General features: G+C 74.0%; 20 protein-coding genes. 9 read left to right on the forward strand and 11 right to left on the reverse strand.

Annotated features, from left to right (window positions below; translation table 11 throughout):
* Positions 1 to 5: 5 nt before the first annotated feature.
* From J4709_RS07295 to J4709_RS07305, 3 genes are all read right to left on the reverse strand, one after another.
* Positions 6 to 260, reverse strand: coding sequence for a hypothetical protein (locus tag J4709_RS07295; protein WP_208238326.1), 255 nt, complete (start codon positions 258 to 260; stop codon positions 6 to 8).
* Entirely contained in the window at positions 257 to 2,998 is a 2,742-nt protein-coding gene (locus J4709_RS07300) for a tetratricopeptide repeat protein (RefSeq protein ID WP_208238328.1), read from the reverse strand. Before J4709_RS07300 ends, J4709_RS07295 begins: the two co-directional genes overlap by 4 nt.
* 237 nt (positions 2,999 to 3,235) lie before the next feature.
* Positions 3,236 to 3,952 carry a TetR/AcrR family transcriptional regulator gene (locus J4709_RS07305; RefSeq protein ID WP_208238329.1) on the reverse strand — a complete coding sequence of 239 codons (717 nt, stop codon included), beginning with the start codon at positions 3,950 to 3,952 and terminating at the stop codon, positions 3,236 to 3,238.
* 173 nt (positions 3,953 to 4,125) lie between these two features.
* Here J4709_RS07305 and J4709_RS07310 point away from each other — a divergent pair, with 173 nt between their 5' ends.
* Positions 4,126 to 5,139 (forward strand): alcohol dehydrogenase catalytic domain-containing protein, encoded by a 1,014-nt coding sequence (locus J4709_RS07310; protein ID WP_208238331.1) that lies wholly within the window; start codon positions 4,126 to 4,128, stop codon positions 5,137 to 5,139.
* Here the strand turns inward: J4709_RS07310 and J4709_RS07315 are convergent.
* Both J4709_RS07315 and J4709_RS07320 read right to left on the reverse strand, forming a co-directional pair.
* Positions 5,126 to 6,520, reverse strand: coding sequence for an amidase (locus J4709_RS07315; protein WP_208238333.1), 1,395 nt, complete (start codon positions 6,518 to 6,520; stop codon positions 5,126 to 5,128). The genes J4709_RS07310 and J4709_RS07315 overlap by 14 nt on opposite strands.
* Before the next feature lie 5 nt (positions 6,521 to 6,525).
* On the reverse strand, positions 6,526 to 7,554 hold the full coding sequence (locus J4709_RS07320; RefSeq protein ID WP_208238335.1) for a D-2-hydroxyacid dehydrogenase: 1,029 nt from the start codon (positions 7,552 to 7,554) through the stop codon (positions 6,526 to 6,528).
* 259 nt (positions 7,555 to 7,813) lie between these two features.
* On the opposite strand from J4709_RS07320, the gene J4709_RS07325 reads away from it, so the two are divergent.
* The 5 genes from J4709_RS07325 (at position 7,814) to J4709_RS07345 (ending at position 11,932) form a co-directional block, all read left to right on the forward strand.
* Complete coding sequence (locus tag J4709_RS07325; RefSeq protein WP_208238337.1) at positions 7,814 to 8,296, forward strand: DUF3830 family protein; 483 nt, start codon at positions 7,814 to 7,816, stop codon at positions 8,294 to 8,296.
* A 16-nt stretch (positions 8,297 to 8,312) separates the two neighbouring features.
* The gene (locus J4709_RS07330; protein WP_208238339.1) at positions 8,313 to 9,074 is read left to right on the forward strand and encodes a maleate cis-trans isomerase family protein; all 762 of its coding nucleotides are present in this window, start codon (positions 8,313 to 8,315) and stop codon (positions 9,072 to 9,074) included.
* 65 nt (positions 9,075 to 9,139) lie between these two features.
* Positions 9,140 to 9,922, forward strand: coding sequence for a maleate cis-trans isomerase family protein (locus J4709_RS07335; protein WP_208238341.1), 783 nt, complete (start codon positions 9,140 to 9,142; stop codon positions 9,920 to 9,922).
* A gap of 16 nt (positions 9,923 to 9,938) precedes the next feature.
* Positions 9,939 to 10,598: a GntR family transcriptional regulator gene (locus tag J4709_RS07340; protein ID WP_208238343.1), complete on the forward strand. Its 660-nt coding sequence runs from the start codon at positions 9,939 to 9,941 to the stop codon at positions 10,596 to 10,598.
* A 68-nt stretch (positions 10,599 to 10,666) separates the two neighbouring features.
* Positions 10,667 to 11,932, forward strand: coding sequence for an aspartate aminotransferase family protein (locus tag J4709_RS07345; protein WP_208238345.1), 1,266 nt, complete (start codon positions 10,667 to 10,669; stop codon positions 11,930 to 11,932).
* On the opposite strand, the gene J4709_RS07350 is transcribed toward J4709_RS07345, so the two are convergent.
* Positions 11,929 to 12,081, reverse strand: coding sequence for a hypothetical protein (locus tag J4709_RS07350; protein WP_208238347.1), 153 nt, complete (start codon positions 12,079 to 12,081; stop codon positions 11,929 to 11,931). The genes J4709_RS07345 and J4709_RS07350 overlap by 4 nt on opposite strands.
* Entirely contained in the window at positions 12,059 to 12,391 is a 333-nt protein-coding gene (locus J4709_RS07355) for a hypothetical protein (protein WP_208238349.1), read from the reverse strand. The genes J4709_RS07350 and J4709_RS07355 overlap by 23 nt, the downstream gene beginning before the upstream one ends.
* 96 nt (positions 12,392 to 12,487) lie before the next feature.
* Between J4709_RS07355 and J4709_RS55435 the strand changes: the two genes are divergently transcribed.
* Both J4709_RS55435 and J4709_RS07365 read left to right on the forward strand, forming a co-directional pair.
* On the forward strand, positions 12,488 to 13,180 hold the full coding sequence (locus tag J4709_RS55435; RefSeq protein ID WP_208238351.1) for a TetR/AcrR family transcriptional regulator: 693 nt from the start codon (positions 12,488 to 12,490) through the stop codon (positions 13,178 to 13,180).
* A gap of 34 nt (positions 13,181 to 13,214) precedes the next feature.
* Entirely contained in the window at positions 13,215 to 14,354 is a 1,140-nt protein-coding gene (locus J4709_RS07365) for an acyl-CoA dehydrogenase family protein (RefSeq protein WP_208238353.1), read from the forward strand.
* Positions 14,355 to 14,412: 58 nt separating this feature from the next.
* Here the strand turns inward: J4709_RS07365 and J4709_RS07370 are convergent, their stop codons facing one another.
* Together J4709_RS07370 and J4709_RS07375 are read right to left on the reverse strand one after the other, a co-directional pair.
* Positions 14,413 to 15,270: an esterase/lipase family protein gene (locus J4709_RS07370; RefSeq protein WP_208238355.1), complete on the reverse strand. Its 858-nt coding sequence runs from the start codon at positions 15,268 to 15,270 to the stop codon at positions 14,413 to 14,415.
* Between the two features lie 278 nt (positions 15,271 to 15,548).
* Entirely contained in the window at positions 15,549 to 16,208 is a 660-nt protein-coding gene (locus tag J4709_RS07375; protein ID WP_208238357.1) for a TetR/AcrR family transcriptional regulator, read from the reverse strand.
* 54 nt (positions 16,209 to 16,262) lie between these two features.
* Between J4709_RS07375 and J4709_RS07380 the strand changes: the two genes are divergently transcribed.
* A complete protein-coding gene (locus J4709_RS07380) occupies positions 16,263 to 17,720 on the forward strand; it encodes an MFS transporter (protein WP_232383092.1) in 1,458 nt (485 codons plus the stop codon).
* Positions 17,721 to 17,763: 43 nt separating this feature from the next.
* Here the strand turns inward: J4709_RS07380 and J4709_RS07385 are convergent, their stop codons facing one another.
* Together J4709_RS07385 and J4709_RS07390 are read right to left on the reverse strand one after the other, a co-directional pair.
* Complete coding sequence (locus J4709_RS07385) at positions 17,764 to 18,906, reverse strand: CaiB/BaiF CoA transferase family protein (protein ID WP_208238359.1); 1,143 nt, start codon at positions 18,904 to 18,906, stop codon at positions 17,764 to 17,766.
* A gap of 135 nt (positions 18,907 to 19,041) precedes the next feature.
* Complete coding sequence (locus J4709_RS07390) at positions 19,042 to 20,547, reverse strand: hypothetical protein (protein ID WP_208238360.1); 1,506 nt, start codon at positions 20,545 to 20,547, stop codon at positions 19,042 to 19,044.
* Positions 20,548 to 20,914 lie beyond the last annotated feature (367 nt).

The following is a 20,914-nucleotide window of genomic DNA, read 5'->3' on the forward strand; positions in this document are numbered from 1 at the left end:
CTCCGTCACGGCCGGCGCAGGCCAAGATTGTCGAAAAGCATGTCCTGCAGCGCCATCACATGACTGCAGGTGTTCCTGGCCGCATAGAAATCGCACGTGCAACTCCAGTTCCCGTCCGAGAAGGAGATGTCGCGCTCCGCGTGCTCGGACCGCATCGTCACCCGGAATTCGCGCAGCGTCATCCGTTCGGGTTCGGCGGCGTAGCGTCGGGCCTTCGCGCGTTTCGCGGCGATCGCGCGGTCCTCTTCGTCAACGTTCACGGAATCTTCCGATCATCTCTGCCGTCCACCGCGGCCGGCAGCGGGACGCCCGCCGCCGCGGCCCAGCCGGCGATCTCCTTGGTGAGCCCGATGTTCAGCCGGCGGGCGAGGTCGGCGGCCGCGGCGGCGCGTTCGGCCGCCTCGTCCGGGGCGCCGCGGGCGGCGGCGAGCATGGCCTGCCCGTACTGGGCGTGAGCGATCCACACGAGGTCGTTCAGTCCTTCCGAAATGTGCCGGCTCTCCCGGAACAGCCGTTCGGCGGCCGGCACGTCGCGGCGTTCCAGAGCGAGTTTCGCCAGCTGGAACAGCGTCGCCTGCTCGGTCACCGGGTCGCCGACCGCGCGTTCGATGGCGAGCGCCTCGAGATAAAGCTCCTCAGCGGCGTCCATGATGCCATCCGCGTGCTCGATGCGGGCCAGTTCATGAAGTGTCTTGGCGCGATTCCGTTCCTCCCCGTTCGCCTCACGAACAGTGCGAACCCGCTCAAACAACCGCCGGGCCCCGGTCAGGTCGCCCCGGCGGTACAGCACCTTTCCGAGCTGGTGGTCGATGTCGGCGAGATCCCGGACCGCGCCGGCGGAATCGGCCTCGGCGAGCTCCCGCCCGGTGCGGTACGCGGTCTCCGAACCGTCCAGGTCGCCGCACCGGTACAGCACCTGCCCCATGCCGCGCAGGGCGGTCAGCTCGTCGTGCCGGCGCCCGAGCGCGCGCGCCGCCTCGCCGGCCAGCCGGTAGTCGGCGGCGGCCTGGTCGAACTCGGCCAGCCGGTAGCGCACCAGCCCCCGCACGAGCAGGAAGCCGAGCCGGGCGGACGCGCCGTCGGGGATCATCGCCGCCGCGGACTCCCCGAGGTCGAGGAGCTCCTTCGCGACCAGCCACGGGCCCCGCCGCACCAGCGGCAGCCCCGCGTCGCCGGCCACCGCGGTGCAGTAGGCGGTGATCTCCTTCCACATCCCGAGCTCCCCGGCGAGCCGCAGGGTGCGCCGGACGTTGCCGAGCTCGTCGCCCGGGTGGTCCGCCGGCTCGGCCGCCAGGGACGCCTGGAGCGCGAGATGCCTGCCGGCCAGGGAGCGGACCTTCTCGTCGGACAGCCCGTCGTGGCGCGAGCGCAGGTGTGCGACGACGAGCGGGTGCATGACGCAGTGCACCTCGCCGGCGTGGTCGTAGCGCCCGATGATCTCCGCGCCCTGCAGCCCGTTGAGCACCTCGGAGCACTGGGCGAGGGCGGCGTCCCCGGCGCCCGCGGCCCGCACGAGACCGCGCCAGGTGCTCTCCCGGCAGCGGTCCTCGAACACCGCCCAGGCGTCCAGGAAGTCGGCGGTGAGCGGGAGCTTCTTCTCCAGCTTGCCGATGATCTGGCCGAGCACCTCGGAGTTGATCCCGGCGGGGCCGCGGACGCGGTGCCGCCGCAGGTCCTCCTTGAGCGTCGACCACGGCTGGCCGATGTCGAGGGCGGAGCCTGCCGAGACGAGCGTCCGCGGGTGGTTGAAGCACAGCTCGGCGGCGACCGCCATCTCGTCGCCGAGGATCCGCTCGGCCCGCTCCCGGCCGCCGAGCATGCTCGTCACGAGGTCCCGGCAGGCGGTGACGGGCAGGGACCCCACCGTGATGCGGTTGGGGCCGACCAGCTCCGCGAACTCCTTCGGGTGGTCCTGCGACACGAGGATCGCGCGGCCGCCGACGCTGGTGTCCCACGAGGCGAGCAGCGCGCGCAGGTCCCGGAGCGCGCCGTCGGACGCGGACTCGAGGTTGTCCAGGACGAGCAGGCACCGGCTCGCCGACAGCCGCTGCGAGACCTGGGTGGCCAGGGCCGCCTCCGGCGCCCGCGCCAGCTCCCAGCCGAGGGCCCGCGCGACGCCCTCGGAGACCGGTTCGGCGCCGGGCCGGAAATAGCCGATGCCGTCGGGGAACCGCCATCCATAACGGCTCGCCGCGGTCTGCGCCAGGGCGGTTTTACCGGACCCGGTGACCCCGGTGATCGCGATGAACGGCGAGTGCGTCCGCTCGCCGAAAAAGGCGTCGTAGATCTGCAGGGCCTCGTTCTCGCGGTCGAAGAACCGGTTATGCACGGCGGGAAAGCTGTTGTGCGGCGCGCACGGGGAGAACTTCGGCACGGCGCGCCCGCGCTCGACGTCGAAGACCGCGCCGCCCGCCGCCTTGCCCCGCACCCGCAGCAGCGGCCTGCCCTCCGGGCTCAGCCCGGACGCCTCCGCGGACGCCTCGGTCACCGCCCGCTCCGGGCTCACCCCGCTGAACAGCATCCGGTAGACGTCGGCGAGGACGGCCCGGGCGTGCGCGCGGGGGACGTCGCCCGCCACCGAGATGGCGGTGACCTCGGCGGCCGACCGGGCGATGCAGTCGGCCAGCTCCTCGGTCGCGCAGCCGTTCAGGACGAGCAGCAGGTCGGGGCACTGCCGGAAGAGCCGCGCGAACCGCTCGTAGGACAGCCGCACCAGCAGGCCGTTCTCCGCCTCGAACTCCAGGTGCTCGCCGGTCGCGTGCATCGCGATGTGGACGACGTCGAACCCGCCGGCGGCGAGCGCCATCCGCAGCATGCCCACCGTCGGCGGGTTGAGCGCGACGATCTCGACGTCGACGCGCAGCTCGTCGAGGGCGCGGTAGATCTCCTCGAGCTCGTGCCGGGGGTCCAGCCGCTCGGGGTCGTTGAGCGGGGACGGGGTGACGAGGAGGATGCGGTGCCGCGCGGTGCTGGCCGCCAGGCTCTCGGTCAGCGTCACGGGATGCCTGCTCGAACCCAAGGATCCGGACATGCGGTCATTCCCATCGCAGCTGAGTACGGCGAAAGTTTACTCCAGCGCGTCAGGATATTGGAGTCCGAGAGTGGACACTATGCATTTGTACTGATTAGCCGCAGTCAGACATATCGGGATTGATGCCGTGCGCGGAAAGGCGCCCGCGGGAGGCGGCCGGCCGGCGAGACGGTCAGCCGGCGAGACGATCGGCCGGCGAGACGGTCAGCCGGCGATGCGGTCCAGCCACTCCGCCAGCAGGGCCTGCTCGGCCGGGGACAGGCCGGACGGCGGTTCGGCCGCCAGCGCGGCGCGCAGCGAGACCGCCGCGGCGGCCCTGCCGTCCCGCTCCCCCGGCCCGCCGTCCGGCGGATCGCCCTGGACGGTGACGGCCGCGAGGACGGCCTCGCGGGTGCGGACCGACAACTCGCCGCCCTCGTCGGCGCCACCCCCGTCGTCGCCGCCCGCGATGAGGGCGAGGACGACGCCGACCCCGGCGGCCTGGATCATCTGGGCCGCGGTCTCGACGGGGACGCGGAGCCGGCCCGCGCGGGCGACGGCGCCGACGAGGCCGAGCAGGATCGCGTACGCCTCGTCGACGGCGGGGCTGGTGCGCGCCGCCCGGTACATCAGCACGTAGAACGCGGGGTTGCGCAGGCCGAAGTCGACGTGCAGGTCCCAGCCGCGGCGCAGGTCGTCGACGGGGTCGCCGGTCGCGGGCTGGGCGCGCTTGCCGGCGAGGTACTCGGCCAGGCCGTGCGCGGCGACGGCGTCGAACAGTCCCTGCTTGTCGCCGAAGTGGTGGTAGAGCGTCGGGGCGCCGACGCCCGCCGCGGCGCAGATCGCGCGCGTGGAGACGGGCTCGCCGCCCGACTCGGCGATGAGCCGGACGGCCGCCCGCAGGATCCGGTCGCGCCCGTCGGCGTCCTTCTGCGCACTCACAACATCGATGTTACAGAGACTGGGCGAGCGTCGTTAACGCAGCAGTCGGCGGGCATGGGAGCAGGTGGGCCCGGGTCGGGGCGGGTCGATGTATCACCACTATAGAAGTCGTTATATCGTTGTTCGCAGGGGCCGCCGCTCGGGCCGGCCCCGTCCACGAGAGGAAACGCGACATGCGCAGCGCCGTTCTCACCGAAAAGGGCAAGCCGCTGGAGATCGTCGAGCGCGAGGTGCCCGAGCCCGGCCCCGGCGAGATCCTGGTGAAGGTCACCGCCTGCGGGATGTGCTTCTCCGAGGTCGGCCTCGCCCAGGGCCACTACCCGTTCGCGCGGTTCCCGACCGTCCCCGGCCACGAGATCAGCGGGGTCGTCGCCGCGCTCGGGCCGGGCGTCGAGTGGCCCGCGCCCGGCACGCCGGTGGGCGCCCAGTGGATCTACGGCTCGTGCGGCCGCTGCGACCAGTGCGTCCGCGGCGACCAGATCCTGTGCACCGGCGCGCCCCGGCGCGTCACCGGCATCACCGACGACGGCGGGTACGCCGAGTACTTCGTCGCCCGCGCCGGGTTCGTCACCCCGCTGCCGGACGGGCTGGACCCGGTCGCGGCGGCGCCGCTGATGTGCGCCGGGATCACCGCGTTCAACGGCCTGCGGCACGCGGGCGCGGCCGCCGGGTCGCGCGTCGCGGTGCTCGGCACCGGCGGCGTCGGCGAGATGGTGATCCGGTTCGCGGCCGCGATGGGCGCCCGCGTCGCGGTGGTGTCCCGGTCGCGCCGCGCCGAGGAGGAGGCGCGCCGGCGGGGCGCCGAGCTCTACGTCGCCACCGACGAGCAGGACGCGGCCGAGGCGCTTCGGGGCTGGGGCGGCGCCGACGTCATCGTGAACACCACGCCGAGCACCGCGCCCGCGCAGGCCGCGCTCGGCGGCGTCGCCCCGGACGGCACCCTGCTGGTCCTCGGCGTCGGCGCCGAGAACCTCGCGGTGCCGCCGGCCCTGCTCGTGATGAACCGGGTGCGGGTGATGGGCAGCCCGTCCGGCTCCCCGCACGACCTGCGCGACACCCTCGCGTTCGCGGCCGCGCACGGGATCCTCCCGGACGTCACGCCGGTCACGCTGGACGAGGCGCCCGGCGTGCTCGCCACGATGACCGAGGGCCGCCACCACGGCCGCTCCGTCATCACCTTCGGCTGAACCGCTTCCACGGCCGGGCCTGCTCGTAGGCGCGGCAGGCGGCCATGACCAGGTCGTCGGCGTGCCGGGCGCCGACGACCTGGAGGCCGACCGGCAGCCCGTCCGCGGTGAGCCCGCACGGCAGGCTCGCCGCGGGCTGCTGCGTCATGTTGAACGGGTAGGTGAACGGGGTCCAGGACGTCCAGCGCGGCGACGGCGAGCCCGGCGGGACCTCCGGCCCGGCCTCGAACGCCGCGATCGGCATGGTCGGCGTGAGCAGCAGGTCGTAGCGGTCGTGGAACGCGCCCATGATCCGGCCCAGCTCCATGCGGCGCGCGGTCGCGGTGAGGTACTCGACGGCCGAGTACCGGGCGCCCTGCTCGCAGATCTCGCGCAGGCCCGGGTCGAGCCGGGCGCGCTGCTCGGCGGTGAGGTGCTCGACGACCTTCGCGGCGCCCGCGAACCAGAGCACCTCGAAGTCGGCGACCGGGTCGGCGAAGCCGGGGTCGGCCTGCTCGACCTTCGCGCCCAGCTCGGTGAACGCCTCCGCCGCCGCGGCCACCGAGGCCGCCACCTCCGGGTCGACCCGGGCGAAGCCGAGGTCGGGGCTGAAGGCGACGCGCAGCCCGGTCAGGTCGTGCGGGCCGCCATCGGTGAACGGCGCGGCGGGCGGCGGGAGGGACGACCAGTCCCGGCCGTCCGCGCCGCACACCGCGTCCAGCAGCAGTTCCGCGTCGGCGACGGTGTTGGTCATGGGTCCGGTGTGCGCGAGCGTCCCGAACGGGCTGGCCGGGTAGTGCGGGATGCGGCCGTAGGTCGGCTTGATGGTGAAGACGCCGGTGAACGCGGCGGGGATGCGGACCGAGCCGCCGCCGTCGGTGCCGAGCGCGAGCGGCGCCATGCCCGCCGTGACGGCCGCCGCCGCGCCGCCGCTCGACCCGCCCGTCGTGCGGGAGGGGTCCCACGGGTTGCGGGTGACGCCGGTGAGCGGCCCGTCGGTGACGGCCTTCCACGCGAACTCCGGCGTCGTGGTCTTGCCGACGAACACCGCACCCTGCTCGCGCAGCCGCGCGACGGACGGGGCGTCCTCCGTCCAGGGGCCGGCCGGGTCGATCGTGGTGGAGCCGCGCAGCGTCGGCCAGCCGCGGGTGAGCAGCACGTCCTTGATCGAGACGGGCACGCCGTCGAGCGTGCCGAGCGTCTCGCCGCGCCGCCACCGCCCGGCCGACGCCCGCGCCATCTCCAGCGTGGTCTCGGGGTCGAGCAGGCAGAACGCGTTGAGCTCCCGGTCGTCGCGGTCGATCCGCGCGAGGACGGCCTCGGCGGCCTCGACGGGTGACAGCGTCCCCGCCCGGTAGGCCTCCAGCAGCTCGGCGGCGGTCAGGTCTGCCGCGTCCGTCATGGCCGTTACCTCCTCTGCCCCGCGTACGGGATCGGTGCGCCGTCCGCGTCCGGGCGCACGTAGCCCAGCCGCTTGTCGACGACGTTGCGCAGTTCGCGGCCGTGCGCGAACCGGTCGAGGTTGTCGGTGAACAGCCGGACCAGCTCCTCGCGCCAGCCGGCCGCGTCGCCGGACATGTGCGGCGAGACGATGACGCCGGGCATCGCCCACAGCGGCGACGACGGCGCGAGCGGCTCGTCCACGAACACGTCGAGCGCGGCGCCCGCGATGGCGCCCGCGCGCAGCGCCTCGACCAGGTCGTCCTCGGCGACCAGCGGCCCGCGCCCGACGTTGATCAGCCGTGCGGACGGCCGCATCCGGGCGAGCGCCGCGGCGTCGATCATGTTCCGGGTGCCGGGGGTGAGCGGCGCGGCGAGCACCACGTAGTCGGCCTCGGCGAGCGCGTCGTGCAGCCGCTCCATCGGGTGGACGACGCCGAAGTCGGGGTCGCGGTCGCGGGCGGTGCGGCCGGCGCCCTCGACGCGCAGCCCGGCGGCGGTGAGCCGGCGGGCGATGGCGCGGCCGATCGGGCCGGTGCCGGCGACGAGCGCGCGGGCGCCGGTGATCCGCTCGGTCTCGCGGTGCCGCCACCGCCGCTCGCCCTGGAGCCGGACGGTGGTGTGCAGATCCTTGGCGAACGCCAGCACGAGACCGAGGACGTACTCGGCGATCGGCTCGTCGAACACCCCTCGCGAATTGGTGACGATGGTGTTGCCCTCGACCAGGTCCGGGAACAGCAGCCGGTCCACTCCGGCGCTGGCGATGTGCACCCAGCGGGGGCCGCCCTCGCGCGGCCACGCCGCCGCCAGCGCGTCCGACCAGAAGTCCCACATGAACAGCGCGTCGCAGCCCCGGAGAGCCCCCGCGAGCTGCGGTTTCCGCACGTAGTCGATGTGCGCGAGGCGCTCGGCGGCCGCCATCGCGGGCGGCGGGACGTCCCCTTGGAGCACCACCACGCGGGGCGGCTCGCCGGATGCGTTCGGACCATGCTCCATCGGCGGTCACTTTCGGGGTTCCGGAATTTACGGGAAGGCAACACGGGGAGGCATTGACACGCTAGGAACGCTTCGTAGGATTGTCAACAATCAGCGGGGACGAACCGCCAGGTGGCCGCGCTGATCGTGCTGCAAGACCGTCGCAACCGTATTGCCCAAGGCCAGGACGCGTCCCAGAGCGCTCTAACGCAAGAGTCCTTTCGGGTGGCGACGCTCTCGCCCACCCCTGTCCACGGGGAGGTCCGGCATGCCCAGGCTCATGACAATCTCACTGGAGAAGCGCGGCGTGTCCTGCGTCGCCGAACTCCTCGAGAAGGACGCGCCGCGCACCTGCGAGGCGGTATGGCGCGCCCTCCCGCTCGGCGGGGACGCCTACCACGCCAAATACGCGCGCAACGAGGTCTACACGATGGTGGAGCGCTTCGCCGAGGAGGAGGTCGGGCTCGAGAACCCGACCGTGACCCCGATCCCCGGCGACGTCGTGTACTTCTCCTTCCCCGGCGGCATGCTCGACCGGGCGTTCAAGGAGGAGAAGAACATCCACGGGCTGCCCGGCGTCATCGACCTGGCGATCTTCTACGGCCGCAACAACCTGCTGCTGAACGGGGACGTCGGCTGGGTGCCCGGCAACGTGTACGCGACGATCGTCGACGGGCTGGACCGGATGGCCGAGGCGTGCAACGACGTCTGGCGCTCCGGCGCGGTCGGCGAGCGCCTGGTCTACCGCCGGCACGGGTCCTAGAGCGGTGGCCGCGCAGATGACATTCGACCCCACGCTGGTCGTCGGGCCCGAGCTGGTCGCCCAGCAGGGCATCGGCGTGGTCGCGCCGTTCGACTTCGCGCTCGACCGCGAGCTGTGGCGGTGGACGCCCGACGACGTGTCGCTGTTCATGACCCGGCTGCCGTACGTGCCGGTGCCGGTCACCGTCGAGATGGCCTCGGCGCTGTCGGACCACTCGATCGTCCGGCAGGCGACCCGGGACGTGCTCGCCCCCGAGCCGCTCGCGGTCGCCTACGCCTGCGCGTCCGGCAGCTTCATCCGCGGCAAGGCCGGCGAGCTGGCGCTGCACCGCACGATGGTCGCCGCAGGCGCGCCCGCGGTCGCCACCACGTCCGGCGCGCTGGTGGAGTCGCTGCGGCTGCTGAACGCGGGCCGGATCGCGGTGGTGACGCCCTACATCGACGCGGTCACCGAGCGGCTGGTCTCCTTCCTCGGCGAGTACGGCATCGAGGTGGTGTCGTCGGTCGGGATGGGGCTGCTCGGCCACATCTGGAAGGTCGGCTACGGCGAGATCGTCAGCGCGGTGTCGACGGTGGACCGGCCGGAGGCCGAGGCGGTGTTCATCAGCTGCACCAACGTGCCGACCTACGACATCATCGCGCCGCTGGAGCGGATGATCGGCAAGCCGGTGCTCACCGCCAACCAGGTGACCATGTGCTCGGCGCTGCGCGCGATGGGCCGCTCGGCGGCCGGTCCCGGGCAGTGGCTGGTGCAGCTCAGCAGCCCGACGGCCGCCTGACACCCCTGATCGGCCGACCCGTGATCAGGCAAGGCATGATCGATGAAGGTAGGATTGTCGACAACATGCAGAACAACGGTCCCGCCGCGGGGTTCCTCTACCCGGGCTACAGCGCCGAGGACGACTATCCCGCGATCGAGCACGCGCTGCGAAGCGCGGGGGCGGGCGACATCAGCCTGCCGGTCGTGCACACGCTGATGCGCGAGGACGCCCACCGAGTCGACGCGCTGCTGGACATCGGCGGCGACGACGTGCTCGGCGACGGTGCCCGCGAACTGCGCCGGCTCGGCGTGCGGGCCGCCGTGTGGGCGTGCACGAGCGGCAGCTTCGTGTTCGGCTGGGACGGCGCCGCCGCGCAGGTCCGGGGCGTCCGCGAGGCCGCGGGGGTGCCCGCGTCCAGCACGTCGTTCGCGTTCGTGCAGGCGGCGCGCGCGCTCGGCCTGCGCCGGGTCGCCGTGGCCGCGACCTACCCGGCCGACGTCGCCGAGCGGTTCGGCGCGTTCCTCGGCCACGCCGGCATCGAGGTGGTGGCGCTGTCCTGCCGGGGCATCGTCACCGCCGCCGAGGTCGGCACCCTCGGCCGCGAGGAGGTCCTGTCCTTCGTCGCGGCCAACGACCATCCCGACGCCGAGGCGGTGCTGGTGCCCGACACCGCGCTGCACACCGTGTCCTGGCTCGACGAGCTGGAGGAGCGGGTCGGCAAGCCGGTGCTCACCGCCAACCAGGTGAGCGTGTGGGAGGGGCTGCGGCTCGCCGCGGGCCCGGCCGGGCCCGCGCCGCGCGCCGGCCTCGGCCGGCTGTTCGCCGCCCCCGCCCCGGCACCGGGACGAGATCCCTGGCAGCTATGACGAAAGGGGCCCGCCGATGGGCCGGTTGGGTGAGCTGGAACCCGTCCCCCGCAGGTCGACGGTCGAGATCGTGTCCGACGAGCTGCGCTCGGCGATCATGTACGGGGCGCTGGAGCCGGGCGCGCAGCTCGGCGAGGCGGAGCTGGCCGCGCGGCTCGGCATCAGCCGCGGCCCGCTGCGCGAGGCGATGCAGCGCCTCGTCCAGGAGGGGCTGCTGGTCAGCGAGCCGCACCGCGGGCTCTTCGTGATCACCCTGGACGAGGGCGACGTCGAGGACGTCTACCTCACCCGGCTGGCGATCGAGCGGGCCGCCTGCCAGCTGATCATGCAGCGCAACCGGGGCGAGGCGGTCGCCCGGCTCACCGAGGCGCTGGAGGCGCTGATCGAGGCGGCCCGCGAGCGCGACCGGGTCGCGATGAGCGACGCCGACCAGGCGTTCCACGAGGTGCTGGTCAGCTCGTCGGGCAGCCCGCGGCTGGAGCGGATGGCGCACACGCTGCTGGTCGAGACGCGGATGTGCCTGAACGCGCTCCAGGACACCTACCCCGAGCCGGATGAGCTGGTCGAGGAGCACCGCCGGCTGGTGGACGCGATCGGCGACGGCGAGGAGGAGCGGCTGCTCCAGCTGATCGAGGAGCACATGACCGACTCGATCCGGCGGCTGCGCAGCTCGTAGGGGGTCCCTGGACAACCGGTCCGGGGCGACCTAGCGTGCAGATTGTCGACAATCTACCGGAGGACGCCATGGCTCAGCTCTCACCCCTGCTCAAGCAGGCCACCCCCGTCCTGGCCGAGCGCGGCGAGGGCGTGTACCTCTACGGCGCCGACGGCCGCCGGTACCTGGACTTCACCGCGGGCATCGGCGTCACCAACACCGGGCACTGCCACCCGCGCGTGGTCGAGGCCGCGCAGAAGCAGGTGGCCACGCTCATCCACGGCCAGTACACGACGGTCATGCACCGGCCGTTGCTGCGCCTGGTCGAGGCGCTCGGCGACGTCCTGCCGGACGGCCTGGACTCGCTGTTCTTCCTCAACAGCGGCAGCGAGGCCGTCGAGGCGTCCATCCGGCTCGCCCGGCACGCCACCGGACGGCAGAACATCGTCGTGTTCCACGGCTCGTTCCACGGCCGGACGATGGGCGCCGCCGCCCTCACCACCGCAGGCACCAAGTTCCGCGCGGGAATCGGCCCGCTGATGCCGGGCGCCGCCGTCGCGCCGTTCCCGCAGGCCTACCGGTACGGGTGGGACGAGGACGAGGCGACCCGGTTCGCGCTGCGCGAGCTGGACTACGTGCTCGCCACGTCCAGCCCGGCGTCCGACACGGCCGCGTTCGTCGTCGAGCCGGTGCTCGGCGAGGGCGGCTACATCCCGGCGCCGCCCGCCTTCCTGGAGGGGCTGCGCGAGCGCGCCGACCGGCACGGCATCCTGCTCGTCGTGGACGAGGTGCAGACCGGGTTCGGGCGGACGGGCCGGTTCTGGGGCCACGAGCACTCGGCGGCCCGTCCCGACGTGCTGATCACCGCGAAGGGCCTGGCCAGCGGGTTCCCGCTGTCGGCGATCGCGGCGCCGGCGGCGCTGATGGAGAAGGCGCGGCCGGGGTCGCAGGGCGGCACCTACGGCGGCAACGCGGTCGCGTGCGCCGCCGCGCTCGCCACCCTGGAGGTGATCCGCGACGAGGGCCTGGTGGAGAACGCGGCCGTGCTCGGCGCCCGGCTGAACGAGGGCCTGCGCAAGGTCGCCGCCGACCACCCGGAGATCGGCGACGTGCGCGGCCTCGGGCTGATGCAGGCCAGCGAGTTCACCGGGCCGGACGGCGAGCCCGACGCGGCCGCCGCGCAGCGCGCCCACCGCGCCGCCGCCGAGCAGGGCCTGCTGCTGCTCACCTGCGGCGCGTTCGGCAACGTCGTCCGGATGATCCCGCCGCTGGTGGTGGACGCGTCCCAGATCGACGACGCCCTCGCGCTCTGGTCGGACGCGGTCGCCGCCGCGGTCGCCGCCGCGGTCGGCTAGGGCGGATCCTTGGGACCGGCCTTGCGGTAGACGATCGTCAGGACGACGACCAGCACGATCAGGGCCACAAGGACGATCGCGCCCTTCTCCAGCCGGTCCACCAGGATCTCGGTGACCACGTCGCCGTCACCGGCCGCGACGATCGCCATCGCTCCGCTCCTTTTCCTGGGGCCGCTCTTCCCGGATCTGCGCCTGGTCCATGTAGTGCAGGGCGCCGCGGACGGCGAGCCGGCCGAGTTCGGCCCGGCCGCCGCCGCGCCGCCCACCGGGCGCGTCCGGGCGGCCGTCCGGGCGGGCGGCCCACGCCCGGACGGCCGGCTCGACCATCCGGCGGGCGCGGCCGAGCGCGCCGCGGCGCTTCAGCACGATCGCCACCGTGAACCCGGCGATGATCAGCAACGTTAACCCGCCGACGGTGATCGCGAAACGGATCAGCAGCACGTTCAACACCTCGTGCATGTCCTTCTCCCCTCTCGGGCGGTGCGGTCGGCATGCGGTCTTATTTAGCACGACCAAGCTAAAACTAGCGTAGCATGGACGTGCTATAAAAGGAGGGTGCCGAAGATCGTCGATCCCGAGGCCCGCCGCCGCGAGGTGGCCGAGGCCGTGTTCCGGGTCGTCCGCCGGGACGGCCTGGAACAGGCGTCGCTGCGCAACGTGGCCGCCGAGGCGGGGCTCGCGATCGGCTCCGTCCGGCACTACTTCGCCGGCCAGGGCGACATCATGGTCTTCGCGATGCGCTACTTCGCGGAACGGGCCGGAGAGCGGCTGCGGTTGCGCGCGGGGCGGCTCGCGGCCCCCGACCCGGCAGCGCCGCCCGCCGAGCACGTCGCGTCGATGGAGGCGCTGTTCGCCGAGCTGCTGCCGGTGGACACCGAGCGCCGCGAGGAGGCCGAGGTGTGGCTGGCGTTCGTCGTCGGCGCCCGCACCCGGCCCGGCCTGCGGCCGCTCGCCGCGGAGATGCACGACGCCCTGCGCTCGGTCGCCGAGCGCGTGCTGCGGGCCGCCGAGCGCGTCGGCGTCCTGCGGCCGGGCCTGGACATCGCGACCGAGGCGGCCCGGGTGCACACGCTGGTGGACGGGCTGACGCTGCACGCCGTCCTGCGACCGGAGAGCACCGTCCCGCAGGAGATGCGGGCGGTGCTGCGCCGGCACGTCCGCGAGCTCACCACCGTGCCGGCCGGCGACCTGCCCGAACCGCCCGGCCTGGACGACCTGCGCGCCGGCGCCGGCCGCGACGCCTGCTAGATTCCGAACCTCGTTCTAATCACGAGGAGGCGCGTTGACCCCCTGGCAGACCCCCGAGCGCGCGGCGCTGCGCGAACTCGTCCGCGACTTCACCGCGCGGGAGATCGTCCCGTCGCTGCCGGAGTGGGAGGACGCCGGGGAGCTGCCCCGGTCGCTGCACCGCCGGGCCGCCGAGGCGGGGATCCTCGGCGCCGGGTTCCCCGAGGAGGCGGGCGGATCGGGCGGCGAGCTGTTCGACGCGCTGATCGTCGCCGAGGAGATCATCCAGGCGGGCGGGTCCGGCGGGGTCGTGGCGTCCCTGTTCACGCACGGCATCGCGCTCCCCCACCTCATCGCGTCCGGCGACAAGGACCTCATCGACCGGTTCGCGCGGCCCGTGCTCGCCGGCGAGAAGATCGGCGCGCTCGGCGTCACCGAGCCCGGCACCGGCTCCGACGTCGCCGGCATCCGCACCACCGCCGTCCGCGACGGCGACTCCTACGTCGTCAACGGCGCCAAGATGTTCATCACCTCCGGCGTGCGGGCCGACTTCGTCACCGCGGCCGTCCGCACCGGCGAGCCCGGCTTCGGCGGCATCTCCCTGATCGTCGTCGAGAAGGGCACGCCCGGCTTCACCGTCTCCAAGGCGCTGCGCAAGATGGGCTGGCAATGCTCCGACACCGCCGAACTCGCCTTCGCCGACGTCCGCGTGCCCGCCGCGAACCTGATCGGCGCGGAGAACAGCGGGTTCCTGCAGATCGTGCAGAACTTCGTCACCGAGCGGCTGTCGCTGGCCGTCCAGGCGTACGCGACCGCGCAGCGCTGCCTCGACCTCACGATGCAGTGGATCCGCGACCGCGAGACGTTCGGCCGCCCGCTGTCGTCGCGGCAGCTCGTCCGGCACAAGGTCGCAGAGATGGCGCGGCAGGTGGACGTGGCGCGCGCCTACACCCGCTCGGTCGCCGAACGGCACGCCGCCGGCGAGGACGTCCTCACCGAGACGGCGTACGCGAAGAACACCGCCGTGTACGCGTGCGAGCACGTCGTCCACGAGGCCGTCCAACTGCACGGCGGAATGGGCTACATGCGGGAATCGGAGGTCGAGCGCCATTACCGCGACGCCCGCCTCCTCGGCATCGGCGGCGGCACCAACGAGATCATGAACGAGATCGTCGCCAAGCGGCTCGGGCTATAACGCGGCGCGGCGCCCGGCGGGAAAGGGGGAACCGCCGGGCGCCGCTTTCCGGGTGGCCTCAGCCGAGCGGGTTACCGCAGTCGATGGGCCAGTACGGGCCCCAGACGTCGAGCGAGTTCTCCACGAACTTGATCATGACCGGGTCGAACGCGATGCCGACGTGCGCGTTGGTGTCGTTCGCGCACTTGTCCTGCAGCAGCACGTTCTGCGCGTTGGAGCCGTTCAGGAACTCCGAGGTGTACGGGGTGACGACCTCGTCGTACTTGGTGGACAGCACGATGTACTGCACACCGGGCACCGTGTCGCCGCCCGCGTTGAGGTTCTTCAGGAAGTCGGAGTCGGTGATCTGCTCGCCCGCCGACGGCGCCGCCTTCACCACCGCCTGCGTGATGCCGAGCAGGCTGCCGAGCGCGACGAGGCCGTCCAGGTTCGTCCCGTGGTTGGACGGCACGATCCCGATCAGCTTGTTGACCTTCGACGCGCCGCCGAGGAACTTCAGGTAGTAGCGGGGCATCATCCCGCCCTGGGAGTGCCCGACCATGTCGACCTTCGACGCGCCGGTCGCGGCCAGCACCTTGTCGACGAACGCCGACAGCTGGCCCGCGGACGCGGCGATCTCACCGGTGCCCTGGATCGGGGCGTCCTTCGCGCCGCCGTAATTGAGCGCGTAGACGCAGTATCCGGCCTTCTTCAGCGCGGGCGAGAGCTTCTGCCAGTTGAACGCCATGTTCTCGAACGTGCCGTGCACCAGCACCACCGGGCGGGGGTGCAGGAACGACGGTTTGCAGTTCCAGTCGTTGGCGCCGTCCGGGCTCGTCTCCGCGTGCGCGGCGGGCGCGGCCACCGCGGACAGGCCGATGGCGGTGGGAATCGCCGCGGCGATGACGGCCCAGGACTTCAGTCGCCTGAAACGCATGTTCATCTCCCTAAAGCGGGCACGCCGAAAGGAGGCCGGAACCGCGGGAGCGCGAATGCGGGTTCCGGCCGCGGATCGTCGTGGGGTCGGGGGTGGGTGCGGCGCCGCGTGATCACCTGAGGTGCTGACAAGGTACGGCCGCTTTTCCGCGCGGTCTTGTAGCAAGACTCGTCACTTGCCCGCGGGGAATTGTCAGCCGGCTCACAAGCGGGCCCGCGCGCACGCCTTTCCACCTGCGGTTCGGCGCCTTCCTACGACGCTTTCCCTGCGGCGCTTTCCTACGGTGCCCCGACGAGCCCGTCGACCAGCGCGCGCAGGCCGTCGAGGTAGGTGTCCTGCGCGGTCAGCTCCGCCCAGCGGTCCGCGACCGCCGCCAGGCGGGGCAGCTCGCCCGGGTCGATGCCGGCGAACACCCGCTCGCGGTAGGTCGGCCGCTCGTCGCCGGCCCGGCGCCGCGCCGCCGCGGCGCGCACGATGATCTCACCGGCGGTGTAGTACCAGATCGCCCGGTACCCGTGGACGGCCCGCTCGGGGCTCAGCCCGCACTCCTCCAGGCCGTCCAGGATCCGCTCGACGAACCACAGCGCCGACCGCCCGAGCAGGTCGTCGGCAGTGAGCACCTCCGCGATCCACGGGCAGGCGGCGAGCGTCTCGCGGATCGCCGCCGCCGTCACCACGATCCGCTCGCGCGGGTCGGCGGGCAGCTCGGGCTCGCGCGCCATCCGCGCGGCGTAGTCGTCCAGCAGCAGGACGAGCAGCTGCTCCTTGTCGCGGACGTGGTGGTACAGCGCCATCGGCGTGCTGCCGACCTCCTTGGCCAGCCGCCGCATCGTCAGCCGGTCCACGCCCTCCGCGTCCACGATCCGGCGCGCGGTCTCGATGATCTCGGCGCGGGAGATCCGGGGCGGCCTGCCCCGCTGGGCGGACGGTTGCGGCATCCCCCCATCATCGCGGACTCGACAGCCGGGCCCGCCGCCGGTTAGTTTTTATACATGTATAAAAAAGAACGGGCCCGTCCCTGGGCGGTGCTGGCGGCGGCATGCGTCGCCCAGTTCGTCTTCGCGCTCGACATGGCGGTCATGAACGTCGCGCTCCCGGCGATCCGGACCGCCCTCGGCTTCGCACCGGTCGGCCTGTCCTGGGTCGTCCACGTCTACGCGCTCGCCTTCGGCGGGTTCCTGCTGCTCGGCGGCCGGGCCTGCGACCTGTACGGGCGGCGCCGGATGTTCGTCCTCGGCCTGGCCGTGTTCGGGCTGTGCTCGCTCGCCGGCGGGCTCGCCCAGGCGCCGTGGCAGCTCGTCGCGGCGCGCGCCGGCCAGGGCCTCGGCGCCGCCGCCGCGGCACCGGCCTCGCTCGCCCTGCTGACCACCACGTTCACCGAGAGCCGCGCGCGGGTGCGCGCCCTCGGCGTGTGGAGCGCGATGAACGCGGCGGGCGGCGCCCTCGGCGTCCTCGCGGGCGGCGTGCTCACCGAGTACGCGGGCTGGCGCTGGGTGATGCTGGTCAACCTGCCGTTCGTCGCGCTCACCCTCGCGCTCGTCCCGGCGGGCGTGGCCGCCCACGCTCGCACGGGCCCGCGCGAGCGGATGGACGTCCCCGGCGCGGTCCTGGCGACCGCCGGCTTCGGGCTGCTCGTCTTCGGCGTGGTGCGCACCGACGCCGTCGGCTGGACGGCCCCGGCGACCCTCGCGTGCCTCGGCGCCGCGGCCCTGCTCCTCGCGGCCTTCGTCGCCGTCGAGGCCCGGACGCGCGCGCCGCTCGTCCGGCTCGGCCTGCTGCGCGGCCGGTGGGTGGCGGGCGCGAACCTGATCGTCTTCCTGGCGGCGGCGGGCCAGTTCGCCGCGTTCTACTTCGTCTCCCTCTACATGCAGCAGGTGCTGCACATGGGCGCCGCCGAGACCGGCCTGGCCTTCCTGCCCTTCTCGGCCGGCGTCGTGCTCGGCACGCTGCTCGCGACCCGGGTCGCCGGGAACCGCTCGCCCCGCGCGGCGCTGATCCCGGGCAGCCTGCTCGCCGCCGCGGGCCTGGCCTGGTTCACCCGGATCAGCCCGGACGGCGGCTTCCTCACCGACGTGCTCGGCCCGTCGGTGGTCGGCAGCATCGGCATCGGGCTCGTACTCGCCCCCGTCGCCGCCGCCGCGACCACCGGGGTCGCGGCGCGGGAGGCCGGGATGGCCTCGGGGCTGCTCAACAGCTCCCGCCAGCTCGGCGGCTGCGTCGGCCTCGCCGCGCTCGCCACGGTCGCAGCCCACCGCACCGGCGAGGCGACGTCGCCGTCCGCCCTCAACGGCGGTTACGCCCTGAGCCTCACCGTCTCCGCGGCCCTGTTCGTCCTGGCCGCCCTCGTGGCCCTGGCCCTCCCTCGCCGGGAGACGGCCCCGTCCGCGCCGTCCGCCGCTCCGGCGGAGCACCCTCCGGCGCGGCTCCCGTCAGGGGAAACGCCGGCCTGAGAACGCAGGTGCCCGGCCTTGGCGGGCCGGGCACCTCGCGCGGTCAGGCCTGGGCGACGGCGCCGGCGGCGATCAGGGCGTCGACGTCGTCGAAGCCGAGGTCCTCCAGGACGGCGCGGGTCTGGCCGCCGGGCAGGACGGGCAGGCCGTCGGTGTCGGTGCCGGTGCGGGAGAAGCGCGGCGCCGGGGCGGGCTGGCGGTGGCCGGCGCGCTCGGGGAACACGTCGCGGGCGGTGTTGAAGGGGTGCTCCTTGGCCTCTTCCATGGACAGGACGGGCGCCACGCACGCGTCGCTGGGCACGAAGACCTCGGTCCACTCGTCGCGGGTCCTGGCCTTGAACGCCGCGGCGAACCGCTCGCGCAGCTCGGGCCAGCCGGCGCGGTCCTGCTGGCCCGGCAGGCCCTCGGTGTCGATGCCGAGGCGCTTGACGAACTCGGCGTAGAACTGCGGCTCGATCGCGCCGACCGCCATGTGCTTCCCGTCGGCGGTCTCGTAGACGTCGTACCAGGGGGCGCCGGTGTCGAGGAAGTTGACGCCGCGCCGATCCTGCCAGAGGCCGCCCGCGAGGAAACCGTGGATGAAGGTGGACAGGTGGGCGGCGCCGTCCACGATGGCGGTGTCGACGACCTGGCCGCGGCCGCTGGTCTTGGCCTCCAGCAGGGCGGCGAGGACGCCGACGACGAGGTACATGCTGCCGCCGGCGAAGTCGCCGAGCAGGTTCAGCGGGACCTGCGGCGGGCCGCCGGCGCGGCCGATGGCGTGCAGCGCGCCGGTGATGGCGATGTAGCCGATGTCGTGGCCGGCGGTCTGCGCGAGCGGGCCCTCCTGGCCCCAGCCGGTCATCCGGCCGTAGACGAGGCGGGGGTTGCGGGCGAGGCAGTCGTCGGGGCCGAGGCCGAGGCGCTCGGTGACGCCGGGCCGGAAGCCCTCGAGGAGGACGTCGGACTTCTCGGCGAGGCGGAGCACGACCTCCCTGCCCTGCTCGCTCTTGAGGTCGACGCCGATCGAGCGCTTGCCGCGGTTGCTGAAGTCGGTGCCGCCGGTGGCGGCGCCCCGCACCGCGGACGCCCGGTCGACGCGGACGACGTCGGCGCCGAGATCGGCGAGCAGCATCGCGGCGAACGGCCCCGGCCCGATCCCGGCCAGCTCGATCACGCGCACTCCGGAGAGCGGCCCCTTGCCCATCTGCAGCCCCTTTCGGTCCCCACCTGTGTCCGCCGGGACCCGGCTCCGGGGCGGTCTGCCCGCGGACGGCGCTGAATCCCGTTCGGTAACCCTAGTGTGCCCGATCGCGGTAAGTGGGTGCTGACCCGGCCCCGGTCAGCGGGACGCGGCGGACAGCGCGACGGGGACGTTCGGGCGGTCCTGCGGCCGGGCGACGAGCAGCCGGTGCGCGGTCGTGGCGGGACCGAGCGGCCCGCGCGCCCGCGGCACGAGCCCGGACGCGGCGGCGGCGAGGTAGTACCAGCGGCCCGACGGCGCCTGCCACCAGGTGCCCGACACCGGGCGCCGGGCGTCGCAGCCGCCGGTGTCGCGGGGCCGGCCGGCGAGGAGCGTGGACGTCGCGGCCCCGCCGCCGTCGGCGTAGGTCGTCCGGGTGCAGAACCAGTCGGCGGACGCGCCGCCGTGCGGAAGCGTCCCGGACCAGAAGTCCCAGGCCATGGCGGCGGTGACGGCCCGCGCCCGGGGCGGTTCGAGGCAGCCGAGGCGGTTCCAGATCCGGACCGCGCCGGGGCCGAGGCGGGCGGGCGGGGCGGGCCGTCCGGCGGGCGCGTAGGCGGGCGAGTGGTAGGTGAGGACGGCGGCGCGCGGCCCGCCGAGGTAGCCGAGGGTGCGGTCGCCGAGGTGGAAGAGCGGGCCGCGGCCGCAGGGGGTGCGGGCGGGCGGGGGCGCGACGACGCCGTCGCGGACGGGCAGGGCGGCGCCCGCGAGGGTGCGAGGCGCGGCGTCCCAGGGGGCGAGGAGGTAGCGTCCGCCGCCGAGGGCGATCGGGGCGGACGGGTCGGGGCCGATGGCTAGGACGTCCAGGCCGGGCGGGGCGTAGCGGGCGACGCGGTCGCCGCGCCGCAGCAGCGCGAGCGGCGCGCCGCCGGCGCGGCCCGCGTACAGGAGCTGGGCGGTGCCGCCGCCCGGACGGCGGCCGTCCCCGGCGGCGGCCCACGCCGCGGCGGCGCGGCGCAGGAACGCCCGGTCGCCGGTGAGGTCGCCGCGGGCCGGCCAGGCGTCCAGCGTGCGGGCGCCGCGGGTCCAGGCGGACGGTGGCGCGGCGGCGAGCCGCGGGACGGGGGCGGGGCCGCCGCCGGGCCGTCCGGACCCGGTGTGGATCAGCACGCCGACGAGCGCGGTGGTGAGGGCGGCGGCGGTCACCAGCGGCAGCGCCGACCGGGTGCGGACGGGCCGCAGGTGGTCGGGGTCGAAGCGCTCGGCGCGGTGCGGGACGGGGATCGCGACGGCGCAGGCGGCGTCGATGACCGGCCACGGGTCGCGCACCCGCAGCTCGCGGAGCTGGTCTCGGACGGCGTACTTCGGCAGGCCCTCGATGCGCAGCAGCACGTAGGCGACCCGGACGTGCGGGTCCAGCTCGGCGAGCGCGGCGGTCAGCGCGGGGTCGGGCAGCCGCGCGGGCAGCGCGCGCAGCCAGGGGCCGAGGCCGATCTGCAGGCGGCGGGACGGGCGCAGCGCGCGGCGCAGCACGCGGGTGCGGCGGCGGGCGAGGCCCGGGGCGGTGCGGTCGCGGGGCCCGCGGGCGGTGGCGTCCACGATGCGGCGGGCGATCGCCAGCCGGTAGACGCGCTTTCCGCGGCCCGGAAGAACGAAATACGCCATCCGGACGAGATTTCCGTAATGCGATTTTCTGGGCGGCGATGCCGGCTGCGCGATGACGTCCTCCGTCACGGCGGGCCACTCCCCCTTCCGTTCCTGCACGGCGTTTCCCGGGCCGCGCCTTTCGCCGGGCACGGCGTTTCCTGGGCATGGCGTTTCCCGGGCACGGCGTTCCCGGCGCCGCGGAACCCGAGGTTAGGCGGCGCCGGCGCGCGGCGGAGCGAAATTGAGGCAACGATGAGGAAGGTCAAAAGAAATGTCGCGCTATTTCCGTACGGAGACGGCGCGGCACGCCGGTGCGGGGACGCGGCGCGACCGGTTCCCCCACGCCCGATTCGTCCCCGTACTACGCTGTTGACCTCCGGGGGAC

This window comes from Actinomadura violacea, assembly GCF_017573465.1.
GTDB classification, from domain to species: domain Bacteria; phylum Actinomycetota; class Actinomycetes; order Streptosporangiales; family Streptosporangiaceae; genus Spirillospora; species Spirillospora violacea.